At 62.4% G+C, this 22,363-nt stretch carries 19 protein-coding genes; 6 read left to right on the top strand and 13 right to left on the bottom strand.

Features of this window, described 5'->3' with window-relative positions; translation table 11 throughout:
- Positions 1–303, bottom strand: a complete 303-nt coding sequence (locus tag EOC93_RS03530) for a DUF982 domain-containing protein (protein ID WP_095485216.1) — start codon at positions 301–303, stop codon at positions 1–3.
- A 217-nt stretch (positions 304–520) separates the two neighbouring features.
- On the opposite strand from EOC93_RS03530, the gene EOC93_RS03525 reads away from it, so the two are divergent.
- From EOC93_RS03525 to EOC93_RS03515, 3 genes are all read left to right on the top strand, one after another.
- Positions 521–1,582 carry a glycosyltransferase family 4 protein gene (locus EOC93_RS03525; RefSeq protein WP_127203859.1) on the top strand — a complete coding sequence of 354 codons (1,062 nt, stop codon included), beginning with the start codon at positions 521–523 and terminating at the stop codon, positions 1,580–1,582.
- A gap of 48 nt (positions 1,583–1,630) precedes the next feature.
- Complete coding sequence (locus EOC93_RS03520; protein ID WP_127203858.1) at positions 1,631–3,793, top strand: amylo-alpha-1,6-glucosidase; 2,163 nt, start codon at positions 1,631–1,633, stop codon at positions 3,791–3,793.
- A 164-nt stretch (positions 3,794–3,957) separates the two neighbouring features.
- Positions 3,958–5,736, top strand: coding sequence for a trehalose-6-phosphate synthase (locus EOC93_RS03515; protein WP_127203857.1), 1,779 nt, complete (start codon positions 3,958–3,960; stop codon positions 5,734–5,736).
- Between the two features lie 99 nt (positions 5,737–5,835).
- On the opposite strand, the gene EOC93_RS03510 is transcribed toward EOC93_RS03515, so the two are convergent.
- The 3 genes from EOC93_RS03510 to EOC93_RS03500 are packed head-to-tail and all read right to left on the bottom strand — an operon-like array spanning position 5,836 to position 8,754.
- Positions 5,836–6,507, bottom strand: a complete 672-nt coding sequence (locus EOC93_RS03510; RefSeq protein WP_127203856.1) for an ABC transporter ATP-binding protein — start codon at positions 6,505–6,507, stop codon at positions 5,836–5,838.
- Positions 6,504–7,745 (bottom strand): ABC transporter permease, encoded by a 1,242-nt coding sequence (locus tag EOC93_RS03505; RefSeq protein ID WP_127203855.1) that lies wholly within the window; start codon positions 7,743–7,745, stop codon positions 6,504–6,506. The genes EOC93_RS03510 and EOC93_RS03505 overlap by 4 nt, the downstream gene beginning before the upstream one ends.
- Before the next feature lie 7 nt (positions 7,746–7,752).
- Entirely contained in the window at positions 7,753–8,754 is a 1,002-nt protein-coding gene (locus tag EOC93_RS03500) for an efflux RND transporter periplasmic adaptor subunit (RefSeq protein ID WP_245329867.1), read from the bottom strand.
- 174 nt (positions 8,755–8,928) lie between these two features.
- Between EOC93_RS03500 and EOC93_RS03495 the strand changes: the two genes are divergently transcribed.
- Positions 8,929–9,612 carry a TetR/AcrR family transcriptional regulator gene (locus EOC93_RS03495; protein ID WP_245461348.1) on the top strand — a complete coding sequence of 228 codons (684 nt, stop codon included), beginning with the start codon at positions 8,929–8,931 and terminating at the stop codon, positions 9,610–9,612.
- Positions 9,613–9,728: 116 nt separating this feature from the next.
- Here EOC93_RS03495 and EOC93_RS03490 read toward each other — a convergent pair whose 3' ends face one another.
- The 5 genes from EOC93_RS03490 to EOC93_RS03470 all read right to left on the bottom strand — a co-directional run bounded on the left by EOC93_RS03490 (position 9,729) and on the right by EOC93_RS03470 (position 15,455).
- Positions 9,729–10,253 carry a cupin domain-containing protein gene (locus EOC93_RS03490; RefSeq protein ID WP_126106497.1) on the bottom strand — a complete coding sequence of 175 codons (525 nt, stop codon included), beginning with the start codon at positions 10,251–10,253 and terminating at the stop codon, positions 9,729–9,731.
- A gap of 21 nt (positions 10,254–10,274) precedes the next feature.
- Positions 10,275–11,153, bottom strand: coding sequence for a methyltransferase domain-containing protein (locus EOC93_RS03485; protein WP_127203853.1), 879 nt, complete (start codon positions 11,151–11,153; stop codon positions 10,275–10,277).
- Between the two features lie 201 nt (positions 11,154–11,354).
- The gene (locus EOC93_RS03480; RefSeq protein WP_095485226.1) at positions 11,355–11,903 is read right to left on the bottom strand and encodes a cytochrome c; all 549 of its coding nucleotides are present in this window, start codon (positions 11,901–11,903) and stop codon (positions 11,355–11,357) included.
- Between the two features lie 142 nt (positions 11,904–12,045).
- A complete protein-coding gene (locus EOC93_RS03475) occupies positions 12,046–14,568 on the bottom strand; it encodes a two-component system VirA-like sensor kinase (RefSeq protein ID WP_127203852.1) in 2,523 nt (840 codons plus the stop codon).
- On the bottom strand, positions 14,565–15,455 hold the full coding sequence (locus EOC93_RS03470) for a cytochrome c peroxidase (RefSeq protein WP_164759029.1): 891 nt from the start codon (positions 15,453–15,455) through the stop codon (positions 14,565–14,567). The genes EOC93_RS03475 and EOC93_RS03470 overlap by 4 nt, the downstream gene beginning before the upstream one ends.
- Before the next feature lie 59 nt (positions 15,456–15,514).
- Between EOC93_RS03470 and EOC93_RS03465 the strand changes: the two genes are divergently transcribed.
- Positions 15,515–16,492: a response regulator gene (locus EOC93_RS03465; RefSeq protein ID WP_348627585.1), complete on the top strand. Its 978-nt coding sequence runs from the start codon at positions 15,515–15,517 to the stop codon at positions 16,490–16,492.
- 44 nt (positions 16,493–16,536) lie between these two features.
- Here EOC93_RS03465 and EOC93_RS03460 read toward each other — a convergent pair whose 3' ends face one another.
- A complete protein-coding gene (locus EOC93_RS03460) occupies positions 16,537–16,839 on the bottom strand; it encodes a DUF982 domain-containing protein (protein WP_095485556.1) in 303 nt (100 codons plus the stop codon).
- Positions 16,840–17,157: 318 nt separating this feature from the next.
- Between EOC93_RS03460 and EOC93_RS03455 the strand changes: the two genes are divergently transcribed.
- Positions 17,158–18,615, top strand: coding sequence for an NCS1 family nucleobase:cation symporter-1 (locus tag EOC93_RS03455; protein WP_127203850.1), 1,458 nt, complete (start codon positions 17,158–17,160; stop codon positions 18,613–18,615).
- Between the two features lie 162 nt (positions 18,616–18,777).
- On the opposite strand, the gene EOC93_RS03450 is transcribed toward EOC93_RS03455, so the two are convergent.
- The 3 genes from EOC93_RS03450 to EOC93_RS03440 form a co-directional block, all read right to left on the bottom strand.
- Entirely contained in the window at positions 18,778–19,317 is a 540-nt protein-coding gene (locus EOC93_RS03450) for a DUF1697 domain-containing protein (protein WP_127203849.1), read from the bottom strand.
- A 17-nt stretch (positions 19,318–19,334) separates the two neighbouring features.
- Positions 19,335–20,972, bottom strand: coding sequence for a CTP synthase (locus EOC93_RS03445; RefSeq protein WP_095485232.1), 1,638 nt, complete (start codon positions 20,970–20,972; stop codon positions 19,335–19,337).
- Between the two features lie 137 nt (positions 20,973–21,109).
- On the bottom strand, positions 21,110–22,240 hold the full coding sequence (locus EOC93_RS03440; protein ID WP_127203872.1) for a L,D-transpeptidase: 1,131 nt from the start codon (positions 22,238–22,240) through the stop codon (positions 21,110–21,112).
- Positions 22,241–22,363 lie beyond the last annotated feature (123 nt).

Below are 22,363 nucleotides of genomic sequence, written 5' to 3'. Positions count from 1 at the left end.
CTATCGCCTCGGCGAGTATACGCTGTCCATCTTTTCGCTGCCTATCGGCAGCGTCATGTCGTCATCCAGCAACCGGGTGATCCGGGCAAAGCCCGCAAAAGCCTTTCTTGCTTCCTCGGCAGACATCTGACCTGCCAGAGCCGCAGCGCAGCAGTTCAGCGCGCATTGATACACCGGCCCGCGCCGTCCTCTCGGCCATTTCCGCAAAAACGCCATCGCTTCATTAACGCCCTCAATGTCCTCCACAGGCTGTCCCTGCCCGTGCGAAATCCGCACAGGCGAAAAGAATTGTAGGCGATCCATTTGTTCCTCCCGGTCGATCGCGATGCGTTCGATCGAACCTAGTTAAATTCACGGCCAGCCAATTGGTTCCCGGCAAAAATGCCCACGGCCTTGATAAATGGCTGCGGACCAGCTGAATGAATCGCCAGTCATCGCCCGACTTCTTGCCGTTGCGGGAACGTTCGGGGGGCTGATGCATTTCGACTTCAGCGATGATCTTTGAGGGAAACGCCAGACTATGAGAATAGCCCATGTGGCGCCGCTCCATGAATCCGTGCCGCCTCGGCTCTATGGAGGTACGGAGCGCATTGTCTCCTATCTGACCGAAGGATTGGTCGAGCTTGGCCATGACGTAACCTTGTTCGCCAGTGGCGATACAAGGACGTCGGCAAAATTGGTACCGTGTCGCGAGCGAGCGCTGCGTCTTGACCCGCGCCCGCTGAAATCCGAGACAGCCGCGCATCTTTCGATGCTTTCCAAGGTGAGGAAACAAGCTCAAGAGTTTGATATCATTCACTTCCACCTCAGCCATTTTCTGCACTTTTCCTTCTTCGAGCACATGCCCGAGCGGACGGTGACGACGCCGCATGGCAGGCTCGACTATGTCGATCTGGCGCCGGCCTATGAACGTTTTCCACGCTTTCCGATGATCTCCGTTTCCCGTAGCCAAAGAACGGGGCTCGCCAACGCGAACTGGTTGGCGACGATCCACCACGGGCTGCCGACCGAGATCTACAAACCGGTTTTCGAAACGAGCCCAGGGAAGCCGTACCTCGCCTTCCTTGGCCGGATGTCGCGCGACAAACGTCCGGATCGTGCCATCGAGGTCGCGCTGCGCTCGGGGCTGAAACTGAAGCTTGCGGCAAAGGTCGGCGATGACGACCGCGCCTATTTCCGCAAGATGGTCGAGCCGCTGGTCGACGGTGACCGTGTCGACTATGTCGGCGAGATCGAGGAGGACAAGAAGGCGGAGTTCCTGGGCAAGGCAGCAGGCCTCATATTCCCGATCGACTGGCCCGAGCCGTTCGGTCTCGCCGTCATAGAGGCGATGGCCTGCGGCACTCCGGTGATCGCCTGGAACTGCGGCGCCATGCCGGAGATCGTCGATCAGGGCGTGACCGGTTTTATCGTGGATTCCATGGAGGACGCGGTCGCGTCTGTGCCCGGCATGCTGCGGCTCGACAGGCGGGAGGTGCGGGCTGTCTTCGAAAGGCGGTTTTCCGCTAAAAGAATGACCCGCGACTATGTTTCCGCCTATGCGCGCCTGATCGGTGCCTCGGCCGAAGCAAGGGCGTCGTAAGCGGCGTTACCTCGGGGGCGCAGAGCGAACGAGAGAGATGTATAGCGAATGACCCAACTCGACGAGCGCAAGCTTGATCCCGCGGTGGCACTTGCCTCCCTGGACGCCACCGCACCGCGGGAGCCGCACCGGCTGTTCGCCCTCAAGCAAGGCGATTGTTTTGCCGTGGCCGACGCTTACGGCGATATCCGCGGCGCCGGCGACGGTTTCTTCCGTGACGACACGCGAGTGCTTTCCGAATTCCGGCTGACAGTCGGCGGCCGGCAAACGTCGCTGCTCGGCGCGTCGCTCAGTCAGGACAATGTGCTCTTCACCTCCAACCTGACCAATCTGCCGATGCAGAGCGTCCGCGGCCGAGACATTCCGCAGGGCGCGATCCATATCGAACGTGTCCGCCTGCTTTGGCAGGACCGGCTGTTTGAACGCATCACCCTTTCCAATTACAGCCCGGAACACTCCACCATCCGCGTTTCGCTGCACTTTGCCGCCGATTTCCGCGACATGTTCGAAGTGCGCGGCTCGACAAGGCTAAAGCGCGGTATGGCCCATGCTGCCGAGACGGATGCGACCTCCGTCCTGCTTCGCTACGACGGATTGGACGGGCTGGCGCGGATGTCGGCGATATCGTTCTCGCAGGCGCCGGACCATCTGGCGGCCGACCATGCGGATTTCCTGATTGCCGTGACGAGGCGCAGCAGCAAGGTGCTGTATGTCGAGGTTGGTCCCGAGGTCGCGGAAGCGCCGAACCGCGATCGCTACCGCGCCGCCGCGGCCCGGGCTCGCTTCGGCATGCGGGCCAAGCGCCGCCATGGTGCCACGGTGCATAGTTCCGGGCGCGTCTTCAACGATTGGGTCGCGCGCGCCCGCGCGGATGTGGCGCTGCTGACCACCGAGCTTACGACCGGACCCTACCCCTATGCGGGCATTCCTTGGTTTTCGACGGCGTTCGGCCGCGACGGCGTGATCTCCGCGTTGCAGATGCTGTGGCTTAACCCGGGCTTGGCGCGAGGCGTGCTGGCCTTCCTTGCCCAGCACCAGGCGACGGAAACATCGCCGTTCAGCGACTCGCAGCCGGGTAAGATCATGCACGAGACCCGCAAAGGTGAAATGGCGGCACTGAGGGAGCTCCCCTTCGGCCGCTACTATGGTGGTGTCGACACGACGCCGCTCTACATCCATCTCGCCTGCGCCTATGCGGACCGCACCGGAGACATGGCGTTTGTCGACAGCCTGTGGCCGTCGCTCTGCGCGGCGGCTGAATGGACCGAGGACGCAAGCCGGCCGACCGGCTTCGTTACCTATCAGCGTGCCGCCGCGTCCGGCCTCACCAACCAGGGATGGAAGGACAGTATCGATTCCGTCTTCCATGCAGATGGCCGAATACCCAAGGGACCGATCGCCCTGGTGGAGGTGCAAGGCTATGTCTTTGCCGCGTTCCGGGGGCTGGCGGCGCTCGCCCGTCGCCGCGGCGAGGACGACAGGGCCGATCATTGGGACAGCCGCGCCGAGGCGATGCGCACCTCCGTGGAACGCCATTTCTGGCTGGACGATCTCGGCTTCTATGCCTTGGCGATCGACGGCGCCGGCGAGCCCTGCAAGGTGCGGACGTCTAATGTCGGGCATCTTCTCTATGTCGGGCTCCCCGAGCCGATGCGGGCGCAGATGGTCGCCGACCAGCTGCTTTCGGCGTCCTTCCATTCGGGTTGGGGGCTGAGGACGCTCGCCGACGATGCTGTGTTCTTCAACCCGATGTCGTACCACAACGGTTCGATCTGGCCACATGACACCGCCATGTGCGGCGCCGGTCTGGCACGCTTTGGCGAGCGTGAAAGCGTGGTGCGGCTGATGAGCAGCACCTTCGAATCGGCGGTCCATTTCAACATGCGGTTGCCCGAACTGTTCTGCGGTTTTACCCGCGCGCCGGGCGAAGCGCCGATCGCCTATCCCGTCGCCTGCTTGCCGCAGGCGTGGTCGGCCGGGTCTGCCTTCATGCTGATGCAGGCCTGTCTCGGCCTGGAGATCGACGGCTGGAAGGGCGAAATCCACGTCACCCGGCCCAGGCTGCCGATTGGTATCGACATGCTCACGCTGAGGCATCTGGGCGTTGGCGCAAGGGCGGTGGATCTGACATTTCAGCGCGTCGGCGATAGGGTCGTCGCCTATCTCGCCGACCGGCACGAGGGCTTGGTGCCGCTCATCGTTCGGACCTAGTTTGGCTTTGCATATCGAATTGCCGCCTCGCTCCAACTACCGGAACCGATGGCCCATCCGTGCGTTGCAAATCATGCCGGCGCACAGCGGCATGTCACCAGTGGCCGGCTTCGAAAAACAAAGAAAAATGGCCACCGACCGGCCAAAGGGAAAATGCTGTTCCAATGTCAGACTATGGCATAGAGGCTCTCTTGCTTCTGATCCTTGCAAGCCTCGGCCTTTCCGCTGCTGCCGTGGTATTCTCGGCATTCCAACGACGCCACAGCCACACGCCAGCTGTCGCATACGCTTCAGGCGAGGACGTGGCTTCGGAAGCGGCTCGCAAAGTGCTGCGAGAATTTGAAAAGAACGGACACGCGGTCGATGCAGCGCTGATCACATGGTCGCCCGACACCTTGCGCAAGATTCTGGCCGACGATCTGCCGGAAACGCAGGTGATCGTGGTATCCAACCGCGAGCCCTACATCCACAACATCGGGGATGATGGCGTCGAGCTCTTGGTACCGGCCAGCGGGCTGGTTTCCGCGCTCGAGCCGATCACCCGCGCCTGTGCCGGCACCTGGATCGCCTACGGCGGCGGAACAGCGGACCGTCTCGTGGTCGACAAGAACGACCGGGTTGAGGTGCCGCCTGGCAATCCGTCCTACGCGCTGCGCAGGGTCTGGCTGACAGAGCAAGAATACAAGGGCTACTATCTGGGCTTCGCCAATGAAGGTCTGTGGCCGCTTTGCCATATCGCCTTCACCCGCCCGATTTTTCGCGCGTCGGATTGGGAGGCCTATGAGTCCGTCAACCGGAAGTTCGCTGATACGGTGGTTGCCGAAGCGCGCAACGCGCGGCCGATTGTGCTGGTCCAGGACTACCATTTCGCGCTCTTGCCGCGCATGATCCGCGAGCGCCTGCCCGAGGCGATCGTCATCACTTTCTGGCATATCCCGTGGCCCAACCCGGAAGTGTACAGCATCTGCCCTTGGCGTGAACGGGTCCTGGAAGGCCTGCTCGGCAGCTCCATCATCGGCTTTCATACCCAGTTCCATGCCAATAATTTCGCCGAAAGCGTCGATCGCTTCCTGGAAAGCCGTATAGAACGGGCCGATGCGGCGATCTCCTACGGCGGACAGACGACGCTGGTGCACGCCTATCCCATCTCCATAGAATGGCCGGCCGAACTTTTGGCGAAACTGCCCGAGGTCGAAGAATGCCGCACCCGCCTGCGCGAGAGGTTCGGACTGAAAGCGGATGTCAAACTGTGCGTCGGCGTCGAACGTCTCGACTACACGAAGGGCATTCTCGACCGTTTCCGGGCGCTGGAAGAATTGTTCACGAGACATCCCGAATGGGTCGGGAAACTGGTTCTGCTTCAGATCGCGGCACCCAGCCGGGGCACGCTCCCGGCTTACAGGCAACTCCATGATGAATGCCGTCGCTATGTCGAAGAGATCAACCAGCGCTACGGCAGCGAGGATTACAGTCCTGTCCTGATGATAGACAAACATCACGCGCAGGAACAGGTCTACGAGATCTATCGCGCCGCCGACATATGCATGGTCACCAGCCTGCATGACGGCATGAACTTGGTGGCCAAGGAATTCGTCGCAGCGCGCGACGACGAACAGGGTGTGTTGTTGCTCAGCACCTTTGCCGGCGCTTCGCGCGAGCTTCTGGAGGCATTGATCGTCAATCCGTACGATACGGCTATGACGAGCGAGGTGCTGCTGCAGGCGCTGACCATGACGCCGGAGGAACAGCGCGAGCGCATGCGACCCATGCGTGAGATGGTCCGCGACAACAATGTCTATCGCTGGGCCGGCAGCATGCTTCTGGATGCGGCCCGCCTTCGCAAGCGCGGCGACCTCGACCGGGTGATGGGTAACGGCGAGCGACCATCGAACAACAACAACGTCATTCCCATATTCGAGCGGGCAAGAAAGGCGGTGTCGTGACGATCCTTCGCTGACGCCGGCGCCGAAGCTGTCGGAAAAGATGCCCTCGATCGCATCAAACGCGCCCTGCCCCATGGCCCCGGCAACCGAAGAAGCTGATCAGCCGATCTTCCCGTCCACGATGTGAATGCGGCGATCCATGCGCGCCGCCATGTCGAGATCATGCGTAACCGCCACGACGGTCTTGCCGCGCTCGCGCACCAGATTCTCCAGGATTGCAAAAACCTGCTCGGAGCTCTTGCTGTCGAGGCTCCCCGTCGGCTCATCGGCCAGGATAAGCGGCGGGTCGTTGGCGAGCGAGCGCGCCACCGCGACCCGCTGACGCTGGCCGCCAGAGAGCTGGTCAGGCCGCTTGTCGAGATGCTCGCCGAGCCCGAGGGATGAAAGCAGCTCCCCTGCCCGTTCGCGCATCTGAGGCCGCGCCAGTCGGCCCAGCTTGCGCATTGGGATTTCGACATTTTCGCGCGCCGTGAACTCCGGCAGCAGAAAATGAAACTGGAACACGAAGCCCAGCATCGAAAGCCTGGTCCGCGCGCGCTCCCTTTCATTCATCGGCTCGGTGTCGCGGCCGCCTATCCTCAACGTCCCAGCGGTCGGCCGGTCGAGCAGCCCGAGCAGATAGAGCAATGAGGATTTGCCGGAGCCGGAGGGACCGGTGACGGCGACGAATTCTCTCTCGTCGATCGCGAGCGTGATGTCCTTGACCAGCGTGACGGGAACCGTCTCAGGCAACACGCGCGTCAGTTTCTCGGCCTCGATGAGTGCGCTCATGACGCGCCTCTGATGATCTCGACGGGGTTCAGGCGCGCCGCACGGCGCGCCGGCAGGTAGCCGGCCACTGCCGCCGAGCCCAGCGCGAAAGCCGACGCGATGACGTAGTGCATCAAGCTCCAGGCGATCGGTAGCCGGGTCATCTCCTGGCCGGTCGCGGCGATCTCGAAGCGCACCAGCGACAGCGCATAGGTCATGGAGAAGCCGAGCAGCGCGCCGAGCACGGAGCCGGCAGCGCCGATGGCCACGCCTTCCAGCAGAAAGAGCCGGCGCATGTCGGACTCCGGGAAGCCAAGCGATTTCATGATGGCGATATCGCGCGCCTTCTCATGCGTGATCGTGGAGATGATGTTGTAGATGCCGAAGCCAGCGACCAGCATGATCGCGCCGACGACGGTGTACATGATGACGTTGCGCACGACGAGCGCTTCGAGGATCGATTCATTCGCCTCCTGCCACGCCACGGCTTTGTAGCCCAGTTCGGCCTCGGCACGGTGCGCCACCGCCGGAGCGCGGTTGGGATCGTCGAGCTTGATGCGGATCTCGTTGATGGCGTTCGGCCGCGCGGAGAGGATCTGCGCGTTCTTCAGCAGCACATAGGCCTCACCTTCGTCGCGCGCGGTGGTGCCGGTGTGGAACAGGCCAGCGATCTTGAAGTTGCGCGTCAGCCCCTCGGAGGAGACCGCCGTTATCGTGTCGCCGAACCCGGCGCCGAGTCGGCTCGCCATCGTGTCGCCGATGAGCACGTTATTGCCGCCCGCGGCAAGTGCCGAAAAGCTGCCTTCGACGAAGTCTCCGACGATCGGCGACACGCCGGACTCGCGCTCCGGTTCGATCCCAATGATCGCCGCGCCCACTTCGCGGCTGGAATAGCGGATCACACCTTGCGTTTTGAGGCTTGCCGCGAACCGGCCGGGAAGCCAGCTCTCGAGCCAGGAGGTCGCGGCGGTCGGATTGATGATGCCGCGGCGATCGTCGCGCGGCCTGAGCCCGGAGATCGCAACTGTCGCGAAGGCATCCTCGGCTGGCTGTCGGCGAGCGGTGCGCTGCTCGTCGGTGATGTCGACATGCGGCATCGTGTCGACGAGCTGCCTGACGAAATCGTCCTGCCCGCCCTGCATCAGCGCCGCCATGGCGATGGAGAATCCGACACCGACCGCAACGCCGATCACGGCAACCAGCGTCTGGCGACCGCGGCCGGCGATATGCGTGATGGCGATGTCGAAGATGAGCGGCATCGTAGCTTTATCTCTCCTGAGCGGCGGTGATGCTTACGCGCCCTCCATCGGCCAGATCGGCGGGATAGGGCGAGATGACGCGAGCCTTCTCGTCGACACCAACCTTCCCGTCGGCACCCGACAGAACCTCGACGCCATTGGTGCCGCGAATGCCCGTTCGGATTTCACGCCGCGAGGCCTTGTCGCCTTCGACTACGAACACCTTGTTCCCATCCATCGCAGCGGACGGGATCAACAGGGCATTTTTCGCAACGCGGATGACGATGTTCACGTCGGTCGACATGCCTATACGAAGCGGCGTGTCGTCCGGCAGGCGGAAACGGACGCGATAGGTCTTCGTCACCGGATCGCCCTTGGGCGTGATGCTGTCGACCACCGCTTCCAGGTTCTGCCTGAGAAACGCATCGGATTTAAGCAGCGCGCGCTGGCCGACCTCGACCCGGGGTATGTCCTCCTCGTTGACCTCGGCGACCACCAGGAGTGGCTTGGGCTCGCCGACCCAGAACAACACCGTGCCGAGCTCGGCGACTTCACCCACCTCGCCGTCCTGCCTGAGCACGACACCGGCGCTCGGCGCACGTAAGACGTAGGTGTCGAGTCGCGCTTTCTGTCCGGCAACCAGCGCCTCGATCTGGCCGAGCTCGCTCTGCGCACGATCGAGCGCCTGCTGGCTCGCCGCACGCCTTTCAGCAAGCACCGTCAGCCGCCGAAGCTCTTCCTGGGCAAGCGCCTGGCGCGCTTCGAGCTCGCCAAGCACGGCCCGGGCTTCGCTGTCGTCGAGCTTGGCGAGCACGTCGCCTTGTGCAACCCTCGACCCCTCGCAATTACATTGCTCGACGATCCTCTCGCGGACCACGGGAGTGACCTTGGCCCAGGTTTGCGGCTCGACGGAGCCACTCGCGTAAACGATTTCCGCCGCGTCGCCGCGTTGTGGCGTCACGACCGAAACCTTGGCCGGCTGCCACAGATACCAAGCGCCGACAGCGGCAGCCGCCGCGACAAAAACGATGCCAACAGTCCAGCGTAGCCGTCGCAAGAAACTCTCCCTCCATCATCGAATCCGAACGTAGGGCGATAGCAGACATAGCACTAGACCGACCGTCGGTCTATAAAAGTTGCATAAAGATACGGTTCGTGCTCCTCTTGCCCCAACCTGTACTTTGCGAGGTCGATTTTGCCCCGAGTGATAAAGCCGCCGGAGATACGATCCGCCGAACTCCTCGACTGTGCCCAGCGGCTGTTCTTCGAGCAAGGCTACGACAGCACGACGGTGAACGACATCATCCGCGAGGCCGGCCTGTCGAAGGGCGCGTTCTACCACTATTTCGCATCGAAAGAGGCTCTGCTAGAGGCGCTCGCCACACGTCTGGCGCGCGACAGTTTCACCGAGCTGCAACCCGTGCTCAACGATCCCTCACTCGATGGGCTTGGCCGGCTTAATGCGCTCTTTGCCGGTTCGCGGCGGCTGAACGTCGAGCTTGCCCCGCAATTGCGCAAGACATTTTTCGTCCTGTTCCGGCCCGAGAACCTTGCCCTCTTCCATCGGGTCGACCAGGCGGCCAGGGAATTGGCCATGCCGATAATCACCGACCTGCTCGGGAAAGGGAGCGAGGAAGGCATCTTCGACGTGCCCGACCCGGAAGCTTTTGCCGAGATGTTTTTGCAGCTGCGGCTGATCTTTCGGGATGTGATGCACCGCGCCTTGCTGAAGGCCGAGCAGGGCAATATCGACGAAGCGGCGCGGCTGCTCGACGACCGGCTGCGGCTCTATGGCATCGCAATCGACCGGCTTTTGAAGCTACCCGATGGAACGATAGAAGCGGCGCAACCCGGGTTTGCCCGGGCTTTCCTCGAATCAGGTCCGTGATCCGCCGAGCCCGCCAGGCCGCGGAGCAGCAATTCACCGCTTCGGTAGATCGGACCCACCCCGACCCAGCGACTCCTCGTACTGCCGTGGAGAGGGCTTTGCCGATGCTGTTCAAATCACGTCAGTGAAAGACCTACACTCGCATTCTCTTCCGGCGTCGCGTTCCAGTAGCCGTATGCCGCGGCAGTCTTCAGGAAATGCTGGACCGCTTCGGCTGAGGGAGGATCCGAATGCCTGCTTTCCCCGGCGGTCGGCTTTCCGACTTCCCGGAAGAACCGGCCTATCCTTGACGTGCTGACGAGGATCATCACGGCCGCCTCAGTCGACAGGTTTCGAAAGGCGTGCTTCGCCCCGCCCGGCACATGGAAAATGTCGCCCGGCCGGATCGATACCCAGACGAAGCCTTTCGGCGACTGCGAAAGCCCTTCGATCTCGCCGGAAATCTGGATGAAGGTCTCCGGGTCGGCGTGGCTGTGCAGCGGCACGGTAACACCCGGCGGGATGGTGCCGCGCATGACGCAAGGCTCGCCGTCGCGCGGCGCTGTAAGAAACTGGACCACAGGGCCCAGCATGTCGAGCGTCTCGACATTGCGAGGGTCGACGAGATGCGCCGCGCGCTCGCTGATGGCAGTGTCGAGCATCCGATATCTCTCTTTGGTTCGTTATCCCGGCGTATTTGCCCATGCGCCGACAAAGGGCGGCAGCATGATGCACATCTGCTGTTCGACAGCCTCGTTGCGCAGTCGCTCGGCGAGCGTGTCGACCTTCATTTCGGCAGCGGTCGCGGCACCGACGGCCTCGGCCATCGGCAACAGGCTACGCAAGGTGCCCGCGATATAGTCGTAGATCGGCGAGTCAGGCCCGCTGCCGGCGAGGCCGGCGGAATTCAGCTGCGGCGCAGGCAGCCCTGCGCCGGCGAAGACCATGGGCAGCCTGCCACCCATGTCGACCTCGAAACCCGCCCGCTCGATCGTCTCGATGATCCAGCCGCGGCATTTGCTGAACAGCGGCGCCTCTGGAAAACTGCGGGCGAGCGGCATCGCCATTTCCTGGAAGGCGATGAGGCCGCCCGGCCGAAGAAACCCGGCAAGCCTGCGCAGGGTTGCAGCCGGGTCGGGCAGATACATCAGGACCAGCCTGCCGATCACCGCATCGAAGGTCTCGTCGCGCGAGAATTTATCAAGCTCGCCCACAGTGAAGCGTGTCCAGTAACACTGGCCGGATTCGGTGGCGCGCCGCTCGGCAATGTCTACAGCCTCTGCCGAGCGATCGACGCCGAGCACCCTTCCGGTCGGTCCGACCAGCTTCCCGGCCAGCAAGGAGACGTCGCCGACGCCGCACCCGATGTCGAGCACGCGCATGCCCGGTCCTATCCCCGCGCTGCGCAGGACATGCTCCGTAAGGTCGTGAATGAGCGCTCCCTGCAGCTCCAGGCGCTTGAATTCACCCTCCGTGTAACCCAAGGCATAGGGACGCGGATCCGTGGTGCTCTGATCGCGATCGATCTTCGGCGCGTGTTCGGCAAGCAGATTGTACATCATTTGACTCCATGATTATCTGGATTTGACTCCCGATTATCTGGCCCTCGGCTGCCATATGGCCGCCTGAGCTGGACCGTCACGATCGGAGATCAGTGCTACAAGGTGATTTCCGGAATCGGGAATTGCGTTACGACTGAAACACGCGGCCGTGTCTGACGTACCGCAGAGGCGGAGAACCCTCCGCCGGGCCTTAGGATGCGCCTATGACTTCGGAGCCTGCGGTACGAACACAATGTGCGGTGTCTTCGGCGGACGATCGGGCGGCACATAGTCTGGAACCGGCGTATCGTCTGCCGGCAGCGAAAGCACATATCGGTGTATGGCGCGCAGGTCGGCCTCGGTCATGGCACGCAGGTTGAACCACGGCATAGGGGGGCGCGTCTCGATTGTACGCGCTAACTGTACCCAGTCGTCCTCGTCCATGGTGCGCAAAAGGTAGCGAAGATTGGTTGGATAAGTCGTGCCCCACGGCCCATTGAAGCCGAGAGAGCCGCCGATCAGCCATCGATCCTCGGGGACGTTGCCGGCCTTCTCCAAGTACCCTGGCGTGTGGCAGTCGTTACAGCCGCCAATTTTCACCAGGTATCGACCGTGCTCGATCGAGTCGGCCGCTGTCGCCGAACCCAGCCCATTTCGGTCGAGCATCGCGACTGTGAGCACTCCGCCCAGCCCAAGGGCGGCAATTCCGATGAGAGCCCGTCGTATCATCAGCTTCTCCGGTTTGCTGCCATTTGACGCCGACGAGACCATGATCTTTTCCGAAAACCGGTTTCCATTTTTCAGGGATCATGGTTTGGGCGCAGGAGAAACATCGAACAGCCCGGCTACGGGTTGATTTCAGCCAGGGGGACTTTTGGTTACGTCTGTAACGAAGAAACCCACCCGACCCTGATCAGCCTGAATGCAGATGGCGGGCGAGGCATTTTGCAATGGCGGCCGGCAGCAGCGGCTTCTTGATGACTTCGCTTATGCCGGCTGCCGTCAGTTGACGCGATCGGAGCGGGCGGCCGTAACCGGTCATCAGGACAATTGGAAGGTCCGACCGGATCTCATGCAACTGGCCGGAGAACTCGATGCCTGTCATGTCAGGCATGACCTCGTCCGTCAGCACCAGGTCGAAGCGCTCCGGATCGGTGCGGAATGCATTGAGAGCCGCAGGGCTTCGGTCGAACCCGACGGGCTCGTAGCCAAGCGCGGCGAGCATCTCCTCGGCAAGTTGCATCAGCGGCGTGTCGTCGTCCACGACCAGGATCGTCTCGCCATTGCCATGCTGGATCGGAACCTCGGCGCCCTCGTCCTCGTCCTCGTCCGCATCGGTCGCAGCGGATTCGATCTGCGGAAAATAGACCTCGAAGATCGTGCCTTCGCCAAGTTGGCTCTTCACGTCCACCGCGCCTCTATGCGCCGCGACGATGCCGTGCACCGTCGACAGGCCGAGCCCGGTGCCTTGCCCCGCCGGCTTGGTCGTGAAGAACGGCTCGAAAATACGCTCGAGCGTCGCCTGATCCATGCCGCTGCCGTTGTCCCTGACGGCGAGGCGGAGATGGCGGCCGGCCGGCAGGTTTCCGTGCGAAAGCATCCGCGCCTCCACGAGTTCCGTCGTGTTGAGAGCGACCTCCAATACGCCGCGGTTGTTCATCGCCTGCGCCGCGTTGGTGCCGAGGTTCATCACCACCTGCTGAAGTTCGGTCGGATCGCCCATCATCGCGGCATCCGCGCCTGCAAGATGCGTCTCCACTGAAAGTGTGGCCGGGAACGAGGCGCGCAGCAGGTCGACCGCCTCCGCAACCACGGGCTGCGCCCGCAGCGCGTGGTGCTGCCGCTCGCGGCGACGGCCGAAGGCAAGGATCTGCTCCGTGACGTCCTGCGCCCGCCGGCCGGCCTTCATGATCTGCTGGACGTAGCGCCGCGCGCGAGACTCCTTCAGCAGCACCGCCAGCGCCATCTCGCCATAGCCGAGGACGGCGCCGAGGATGTTGTTGAACTCGTGCGCTATGCCACCGGCGAGTATTCCGATTGCTTCCAGCCGCTGCGACTGGTTGAGCCGCGCCTGCAGCGCCTCGCGTTCACGTTCATTGTGCTCGCGCGCGATGGCATTGGCGAAAATCTCGGCGGCGGTGCGCAGCAGGGCGATGTCGTCGTCGGTCCAACGCTTTTCGTGCGTGACGGTATCGAGAGCCAGAAAACCTAGCCGCTCGCCGGCATGCGACATCGGTATGCACAGCCAGGATTGAAACTGGTGCGCCTGCAGGCATGCCTTCTCCCGCCCTTCAGGAAGCTCGCCGACGCGGGGAACGTCGATGCAGCCTTGCCGCTCGTGGCCCGCCAGCGTCCAGCGTGAAGCGAGCTCGATCATGTCTTTCGACAGGCGGGCCGGCGTGTTCCCGCTCGGACGGCGATAGAAGTAGCCTCCGGAAGATTCCGCATCTTGTGTGCGGCTGACGATAATCTGGGCGCCGTCGAGCCCGGCATGTTCCACCAGGCGCGCGAGGCCCTTGCTGATGCCGGCCCGGATGCGGTCGCGCGGCAGATTGATGAACTGGGTGGAGATCGAGGCGATCAGACCCTCGAATTCCAGCCGCTCGCGCAGGATCCGCGCATTGTGGCGCAGCCGGGCGAACAGATAGACCACATAGCACACGAGAACCAGCACGGCGATGTAGAGCAGCGTCTGAAACCGCGCGGCCCGCGCCGCAGCGCGCCCATGCGCATCGAGATAAAGGTCCTGCAGCGCGCGGGCCAGTTCGCTCGTTGGCGCAGTCTGTAGACGGGCGACGAGGTCGTCGACCGCCGGAAGCCTGGTGACGATAAGCCGGCCGTGGGAGACGAGCGAGTGGACGTCGCTTGGCTGCACGGCATCGACGGACGGCTTGGCCAGCCGGTCGAGCGCAGCGGTCACTGCCCTTGCCGCCTCCGGTTGGGGATCGCTGATGAACCGCGACATTGTGATCATCAGGGCTCCGATCTCGACCGCTCGAAGGCCGTCACCCTCGCTCGTAAGCCGACCGCTCATGTAGTTGAAATAGTTCAGCGAGTTCTGCAGCAGCGCGTTGTCCGACTTGAACGCCTCGACAAGCGTTTCCTCGTCGCGCACCGCGGCGGCGACATCGGCGATCCCCCGGTCGATCTCCGCCCGAACTCCGCCGCTGGCGATGTCCCGGGCGGCTGGCAGCGTCTGCGTCGCAGCGTTCAGGTTCTCGATCGACCGCACAAGCGGATCGTAGCTGCGCAGCAGTCCCGTGCGTGCCCGCAACACATCGCGCTGGAGGGCGGCGTTATAGAGGATGACGGTCCTGAGAGCATCGAGCGTGCGTTCGTGGCGCGCGGCATCAGGAGCCGCGCCCTGCACCAGGAAATAGGTCAGGACGATGAGCAGGCAGGCGACGACCGGCGCCAGGACGCGTAGCGACTTCATTGCTGCAGACGATCGGCTGCGCTGGTCAACGGCTGGCCGCGATACTCGCCCGTCAGCGTCCCGAGGAATTCGACGATAAGATCGGCATCGCGCTGGTCGATCTCCCTGCCGAGCTGGTTCCGCGCCATGATCCTCACTGCCTGTCCAAGCGATGCGGTACGGCCGTCGTGAAAATACGGCGCCGTCACCGCGACGTTGCGCAGGCTGGGAACGCGGAACACATGGCGGTCGCTCTCGGCACCTGTAATGGCGAAACGGCCGAGATCCGCCTGGCTCAAGGTCTTCTGGCCGGCGAAGGGATCCTGGAAGATGCCGAACTTCTGAAACAAATTGCCTCCTACATTGGCGCCTTGATGGCAAGCGATGCAGCCATACGCCTTGAACAGCTGATAGCCATGTTCCTCGTCCGCCGTGATGGCGCCGCGCTCGCCCTTGAGATAGCGGTCGAAACGGGCGTTGGGCGTGATCAGCGAGCGTTGAAAGATGGCTAGGGCGTCGAGCACTTCCGCCTGGCCGGGGGCGGCGCCGTAGACGTCTGCGAATCGCTGCGAATAGTCCGGATCGGAGCGCAATTTCGGCAGCAATTCCTCCCAGCTCGTGTTCATCAGCCTGTCATCGAGCAAGGCTGCCTCGTTCTGCTCCTCGAGAGTGCGGAAATTGCCACGCCAGTTCAGCCGGAAATCGAGCGTTGCGTTGAAGACCGTCGGCGTGTTGAAGTCGAGCGGCTCGCCATCCGCCGCCGTGGAACGAGCCCTGCCGTCGTCGCCGCTGAGATCGAGCCTGTGGCAGCCGCTGCAGGCGATGACATCGTCATGTGACAGCCGGACATCGTTGAACAGGCTCTCGCCAAGTGCGATCTTCGCCTGGTCGGAAGGACCAATGCCCACTATCGGAGCAATCGGCTCGCCGATCGGAGGGGCCGGCTGATTAACCAAGGCCAACGCAAATGGTGCCGCCGCTGCCAGGCAAAGCGGAACAAAAAGCCCCGCACGAACCTTACCAATCTGCTCATGCGCCATCGAGTGAGCCTGTGGTATCCGATCACGAAGATCATCGGCGCTTACCAACAAATCGCCGAAAATCAACGGTAAGTCCAATAAAGCAACGGCTCGGTCATGGGTTCCATACGTGCGGACGGTCTGAGATGTCAGTCGAACAGAACACTCGCTACAAAGAGCAGTCGAAAGGCAGAATCGAACAGGCAGTGACGCCGAAGCATATTCTTGTCGTCGATGACGACCCCGAAATCCGCGAAATGCTCACCAATTACCTGGAGAGCGAGAACTTCAGGGTCAGCGCTGTCACCGACAGCCGGTCCATGTCGCGTGTCCTCAATGAAAGACCGGTAGACCTGATGATCCTCGACATGCGGCTTGCCGATGAGGACGGGTTTGAAATCATGCGGCAACTCGGCAGTCCGCCAGAAGCTCCCATCATCATTATCACCGGCCACAGGCGCGACGAAGTGGATCGCGTCGTTGGATTGGAACTCGGAGCCGACGACTACATCACCAAGCCCTTCAGCCTCAGGGAACTGCTTGCGCGCGTTCGCGCCGTGCTGCGGCGATCGGGGTCAACGCGCCAGAATTCGCGGGGCAAGAAGCACAAACGCTACCGCTTTGCCGGCTGGGAGCTCGACATGCGGATGCGGCGCCTGAAATCGCCCGCGGGCGAAACAACGCCGCTGACCGCGGGGGAGTTCAACCTGCTGGCAGCGTTCCTGCAATCGCCGCAGCAGATCCTGAGCCGCGAGCAGCTTCTCGCTGCCAGCAGGATTCACGACGAAGAGGTGTTTGACCGCAGTATCGACGTGCAAATACTGCGACTGCGCCGCAAGCTCGAGGTCAACCCGAGCGAGCCGAAGCTCGTTGTCACCGAGCGGGGCGCTGGCTACCTGTTCGCTGCCTCGGTTGAGGTGCTGTGACTTTGCCGTAGGCCACGTTCACGGCGGGGCGCAAATATGAAGGTTCATCGCCTTAGCGCATGCACGCTATCAATATTTTCGCCGCCCATCGGCAGCGCCATGTCGTCGTCGAGCAAGCGCGTGATGCGGGCGAAGCCGGCAAAGGCCTTCCTTGCTTGCTCTGCCGACATCCGGCCCGCCAGAGCCGCGGAGCAGCAATTCACCGCGCATTGGTAGACTGGCCCCCGACGGCCTATTGGCCATTTACGCAAGAACCCCATCGCTTCGGCTACGCTATAAATTTCTTCGACAGGGCTTTCCTGCCCGCGCGAAATCCGCACAGGCGTAAAGAATTGCAGGCGATCCATCGTTTCCTCCCGGTCGATCGCTATGTGCTTGATCGAACCTTTAAACTCACGGCTGGCCATTTGGATTCCGGCAAACAGAGCCCGGTGAAAAAAGAGGTCGGGCTAAAATGAAGTCTCTCACATCGTTCGACCGAAATCGAATCACCAAACATGACAAACATGCGACGAACCGTTGCGCAGCGCCGATAAGCGCGATTCTCATTGAATATCTTTAAGGTCAAAGCCGGCAAATCAATCGGTTGCCGGTTCTCCAGCGTCAGGCTTAACCTGCGTAGTCAACGCGTGGAGGCGCGCGGCAACCAAGGGGAGGACATCGCAATGACCATACAAGGCGCATCACCCGACCTATACAACGAAGATCTCGCTCCGGCGAAGGTTCGAAACTGGGGACCGTTCTCGATCTTCAACGTCTGGACGTCGGACGTCCACAGTCTCTGGGGCTACTATCTGGCGGCAAGCCTGTTCCTGTTCTGCGGTGGCTTCGTCAACTTCATCATCGCCATCGGCATCGGTTCGCTGATCATCTACGTGCTGATGAACATGGTCGGCTATGCCGGCGTGAAGACCGGAGTGCCCTACCCCGTGCTTGCCCGCGCATCCTTCGGCATCTGGGGCGCCAACATACCAGCGCTGGTGCGCGCCATCGTCGCCTGCTTCTGGTACGGCGCGCAGACGGCGGCCGCGTCCGGCGCGATCGTGGCGTTGCTGATCCGATCGCAGTGGTTCGCCGATTTCAACCAGAACACGCATTTCCTCGGGCACACGGGCCTGGAGGTGATCTGCTTCGCGGTGATCTGGGCACTGCAGCTGCTGATCATCCAGAAAGGCATGGAAACGGTGCGCCGCTTCCAGGACTGGGCCGGACCGGCGGTATGGGTGATGATGCTGATCCTGGCGATCTATCTCTGCGTCAAATCCGGGACTTTTGCCTTCACCAGCGACATCCCGATGGACGTGCTGCTCGACAAGACCAAGGACGCTGGCGTGCCCGGCACGCCGGGCTCATGGACCTCGCTGTTCGCGGTGGCGGCGATCTGGGTGACCTATTTCTCGGCGCTCTATCTCAACTTCTGCGATTTCGCCCGCTATGCGCCGGACAAGGCGTCGCTGCGCAAGGGCAATATCTGGGGCCTGCCGGTCAACCTTATCCTGTTCTCGCTGGTCGCCGGCGTCACCACGATTGCCGCCTTCGACGTCTATGGCGAGGTGCTGCTGCATCCAGACCAGATATCGGCCAAGTTCGACAGCTGGTTCCTGGCGGCGCTCGCCGCCTTGACCTTCGCCGTGGCGACGCTCGGCATCAACGTGGTGGCAAACTTCGTGTCGCCGGCATTCGATTTTTCCAACGTCTTTCCACGGCAGATCGACTTCAAGAAGGGCGGCTATATCGCGGCGTTGATCGCGCTGGTGCTCTATCCCTTCGCGCCATGGGAAGGCAGCGCCGCTTCCTTCGTCAACATCATCGGTGCGACGATGGGGCCGATCTTCGGTGTCATGATGGTCGACTATTACCTGATCCGGAAGGGCGAGGTCGACGTTGAGGCCCTCTACAGGGAAGACGGCGAGTTCCGCTTCCAGGGCGGCTGGCACGTCAACGCCTTCGTCGCCGCCGGCATCGGCGCGATCTTCGCCTCGGTCCTGCCGAACTTCACCAACTGGCTGCCGTCGTGGTGGGGCGTCTATGGCTGGTTCTTCGGCGTGGCCATCGCCGGCGCCATCTATTACGTGCTGCGTACGATGGCACTGGGCGCCAGGGCCAGGATGGCAAAGGCCTGAGCGGTTTCTGCCTTCTCCCCTTGTGGGAGAAGGTGGATCGGCGCGCAGCGCCGAGACGGTTGAGGGGTGTTCCAGCGGAGTGAGACGTTGGCGTTCCCTGGAACACCCCTCATCCGTCGCCTTCGGCGACACCTTCTCCCACAAGGGGAGAAGGGAAAGCGCCTATCCGCCAACCATCTCCGCCAATTTGCGGACTGTGTTCCAGTTGCGCGAGGTGCCGACGCCGAGACGCTTATGGCCGGTCGCCGCAAGCAAACGCGAACTTGGCGTCTCGCGCGAAAAGACGATCCAGATGTCACCGCCGACCGCCTGCACCCTTTCATCCTTGCCGATATAGGCCTCTAGTGCCGCGACGGCTTCCGCCGGAACGGGCTTTCGCATAACGCGCACCGCCACCTGATCCGCGGCGGCAGCCGACTCGGCGGGAAACGGATTGCCGGCAGCAAGCCTCAACCAGTCATCCGCGCGGCGCACGATGATATCGACGTGACGGCCGAAGGTTGTCTCGAACGCTGCTTCGAGCCGCCCTTCCAGCACTGCAATTTCTGCTTCTTGCGCCTCGAAGACCAGATTGCCGGTCGCCACCAGTGTGCGCGGGTTGTTCAGCGCCAAGCCTTCCGCCATGGCCTTGAGATCGGACATGACGACCCGGCGTCCCTCGCCCAGGACGATGCTGTAAAGCAGCGCGACATAGGTTTCCATGGTGGCCCGTCGGCCTTTTAGACCAGGCGGCTCTGTTCCACCGCCGCTTCGATGAAGCTGGCAAACAGTGGATGCGGGTCGAGCGGCCGGCTTTTCAGCTCGGGATGATACTGCACGCCGATGAACCAGGGATGGTCAGGGTATTCGACCGTCTCCGGCAGCACGCCGTCCGGCGACATGCCGGCAAAGACCAGGCCGCAATCCTCGAGCCGCTCCTTGTAGTCGACATTGACTTCGTAGCGGTGGCGGTGGCGCTCGGAAATCTGCGTGTCACCATAGATGTCGGCGATTTTCGAGCCCTTGGCGAGGTCCGCCTGATAGGCACCGAGCCGCATGGTGCCGCCGAGGTCGCCGGTTTCCCTGCGCTTCTCCAGCATGTTGCCCTTCAGCCATTCGGTCATCAGGCCGACGACCGGTTCCTCGGTCGGACCGAATTCGGTCGACGAGGCATGCTCGACGCCGGCCAGCGAACGCGCTGCCTCGATGCAGGCCATCTGCATGCCGAAGCATATGCCGAAATACGGCACTTTTCGCTCGCGGGCGAACTTTGCCGCCAGGATCTTGCCTTCCGCGCCGCGCTCGCCAAAGCCGCCGGGGACCAGAATGCCATGGACCTTCTCCAGCCACGGCGCCGGATCTTCCTTCTCGAATATCTCGCTCTCTATCCAGTCGAGCTTGACCTTGACGCGGTTGGCAAGACCGCCATGCGACAGCGCCTCGATCAGCGATTTGTAAGCGTCCTTGAGACCGGTGTATTTGCCGACGACGGCGATGGTCACCTCGCCTTCCGGATTGTGGATGCGCTTCGACACCGCTTGCCAGGGCTCCATACGCGGCTTCGGCGCCGGATCTATGCCGAAAGCGGCCAGCACTTCCGAATCCAACCCTTCATTGTGATAGGCCATCGGCACGTCGTAGATGTGCGGCACGTCGAGTGCCTGGATGACTGCACTTTCGCGCACGTTGCAGAACAGCGACAGTTTACGGCGCTCTTCCCTAGGGATGGGACGGTCGGCGCGGACCAGCAGGATGTCGGGCGCGATGCCGATGCCGCGCAATTCCTTGACCGAATGCTGGGTCGGCTTGGTCTTCAATTCGCCCGCCGTCGGGATGTAGGGCATAAGCGTCAGATGCACATAGACGGCGTTGTTGCGCGGCAGGTCGTTACCGAGCTGGCGGATCGCCTCCAGGAACGGCATCGCCTCGATGTCGCCGACGGTGCCGCCGATCTCGCACAGGACGAAGTCGTAATCGTCATTGCCGTTGAGGACGAAATTCTTGATCTCGTCGGTAACGTGCGGAATGACCTGCACCGTGGCGCCGAGATAGTCGCCGCGCCGCTCCCGCTCGATGATGTTCTTGTAGATGCGGCCGGTGGTGATGTTGTCCTGCTGGTTGGCCGAGCGACCGGTGAAGCGCTCATAATGGCCAAGATCGAGATCGGTCTCGGCGCCGTCATCGGTCACGAAGACCTCGCCATGCTGGTATGGCGACATCGTGCCGGGATCGACATTGAGATAGGGATCGAGCTTCTTTATGCGCGCGCGATAGCCTCGCGCCTGCAAGAGGGCCCCAAGGGCCGCTGCGGCGATGCCTTTTCCGAGTGAGGAGACCACGCCGCCTGTGATGAATACATATCGCGCCATGGGAGTCATCGCTTAACGCGGCCGAATTGATTCCGCCAGAGAAAAAACCGCCGCGAAGGCTTTTTCCCAAGAAGGCGCTGTGGTGATGGATGAGCAAAACAAAAGGGCCGGCGAGGCCGGCCCTTTCGGCAGTATGGGTTAATACGTCAGATGATGACGACCTTGGTGCCGACTTTCACCCTGCGGTAAAGGTCCATGACGTGCTCGTTGATCATGCGGAAGCAGCCATTGGAGGCGCTCGTTCCGATCGACTGCGGCGCGATGGTGCCGTGAATGCGCAGATGCGTGTCCTTCTTGCCTTCGTAGAGATAGATGGCGCGCGCGCCGAGCGGATTGTCGCCGCCGCCGGGCATGCCGTCCTTGTACCGGCCATAATTCTTCGGTTCGCGCTTCTGCATGTCGAGCGTCGGGATCCAGCGCGGCCATTCCTGCTTATCGCCGACCGCGACCGTGCCCTTGAACTGCAGGCCGTCACGGCCGACGGCGATGGCGTAGCGGCGGGCCGTCGACGAGGACTCGACGAGATAGAGGCGGCGCGCGCTCGTATCGATGACGATGGTGCCGGGATTGTAGCCGGTGAACTCCACGCTCTGCGGCACGAACTCCGGCTTTACCGTGAACTGTTTCTTGGCTTCCTTCCTGGCGAGTACGGCATCAAGAGCGCGCGTCTCGGGGAGCAGCGACATCGAAGAGGACGAGGCGGTGCCGCCGAACAGACCGGCAAAGAGCCCGACGTTCTGCGGCTTCTGTCCGACTGGCTCGCTGCGCAATTCGCCGTTGTTGCGGACCAGCGCGACGTTCATGGCCTCGGCGGAAACTGGTTCGGCCGACTGGATCGGCGCGATGGGTTGAACCGGTTCGATGATCTTGACGGTCTTCTTCTTAGCCGGCTTGGCGTCGGCCAGCTGGGCAGGTTTATCTTTCTTGGCAAGGCCCTTCTTGGCAAGAAATGCCTGCCGTTCCGCGTCGGCCTTGGCTTTGGCCGCCTCCCGCATCGCCAGCTTCCTGGCTTCGACCGCCTTGGCTCGAGCGGCCTCCTTGTCGGCCGCGATCTTGGCTTCGAGCTTGCTGATCTGGGCAAGATCGTCCGAGGTCGGTTTTTTCTTCTTCTTGAGGAGTCTTAGTTGTGCCGAGTCGCTTTTGGCGGCGACGTTGACGACGTCAGTTGTCACTGCGGCTTTAGAGGCCGAATTGCCCGCCGGCATAGCCGCGTAAGCGGGCGCACCAAGGCTGAGCACGGCACAAAGGCCGGCTAAAATGAAGCTGCGAAGCTGCATGGCGAAGATCCGATCGTTCAATGCTTGTTGCCCACGGCGTCGCCCGGCGTCCCCCAAGGACCCCGAAAGTGCCGCGCGCAATCTATAATCGATTAAGCGGAGACGCCTCAAGCGCCCTGTCGT

This window comes from Mesorhizobium sp. M6A.T.Ce.TU.002.03.1.1, assembly GCF_003997275.1.
Lineage (GTDB): Bacteria > Pseudomonadota > Alphaproteobacteria > Rhizobiales > Rhizobiaceae > Mesorhizobium > Mesorhizobium mediterraneum.
This window is presented reverse-complemented; position numbering and strand designations above follow the sequence as displayed.

Bases quoted from the DNA above. Each gene is read 5' to 3' on its own strand.
- EOC93_RS03475 (WP_127203852.1), bottom strand. From the start codon at position 14,568: ATGAAGTCGCTACGCGTCCTGGCGCCGGTCGTCGCCTGCCTGCTCATC.
- EOC93_RS03490 (WP_126106497.1), bottom strand. From the start codon at position 10,253: ATGCTCGACACTGCCATCAGCGAGCGCGCGGCGCATCTCGTCGACCCT.
- EOC93_RS03445 (WP_095485232.1), bottom strand. From the start codon at position 20,972: ATGACTCCCATGGCGCGATATGTATTCATCACAGGCGGCGTGGTCTCC.
- EOC93_RS03505 (WP_127203855.1), bottom strand. From the start codon at position 7,745: ATGCCGCTCATCTTCGACATCGCCATCACGCATATCGCCGGCCGCGGT.
- EOC93_RS03485 (WP_127203853.1), bottom strand. From the start codon at position 11,153: ATGATGTACAATCTGCTTGCCGAACACGCGCCGAAGATCGATCGCGAT.
- EOC93_RS03525 (WP_127203859.1), top strand. From the start codon at position 521: ATGAGAATAGCCCATGTGGCGCCGCTCCATGAATCCGTGCCGCCTCGG.
- EOC93_RS03440 (WP_127203872.1), bottom strand. From the start codon at position 22,240: ATGCAGCTTCGCAGCTTCATTTTAGCCGGCCTTTGTGCCGTGCTCAGC.
- EOC93_RS03510 (WP_127203856.1), bottom strand. From the start codon at position 6,507: ATGAGCGCACTCATCGAGGCCGAGAAACTGACGCGCGTGTTGCCTGAG.
- EOC93_RS03480 (WP_095485226.1), bottom strand. From the start codon at position 11,903: ATGGTCTCGTCGGCGTCAAATGGCAGCAAACCGGAGAAGCTGATGATA.
- EOC93_RS03515 (WP_127203857.1), top strand. From the start codon at position 3,958: ATGTCAGACTATGGCATAGAGGCTCTCTTGCTTCTGATCCTTGCAAGC.
- EOC93_RS03460 (WP_095485556.1), bottom strand. From the start codon at position 16,839: ATGGATCGCCTGCAATTCTTTACGCCTGTGCGGATTTCGCGCGGGCAG.
- EOC93_RS03450 (WP_127203849.1), bottom strand. From the start codon at position 19,317: ATGGAAACCTATGTCGCGCTGCTTTACAGCATCGTCCTGGGCGAGGGA.
- EOC93_RS03520 (WP_127203858.1), top strand. From the start codon at position 1,631: ATGACCCAACTCGACGAGCGCAAGCTTGATCCCGCGGTGGCACTTGCC.
- EOC93_RS03465 (WP_348627585.1), top strand. From the start codon at position 15,515: ATGGTGCCGCCGCTGCCAGGCAAAGCGGAACAAAAAGCCCCGCACGAA.
- EOC93_RS03530 (WP_095485216.1), bottom strand. From the start codon at position 303: ATGGATCGCCTACAATTCTTTTCGCCTGTGCGGATTTCGCACGGGCAG.
- EOC93_RS03455 (WP_127203850.1), top strand. From the start codon at position 17,158: ATGACCATACAAGGCGCATCACCCGACCTATACAACGAAGATCTCGCT.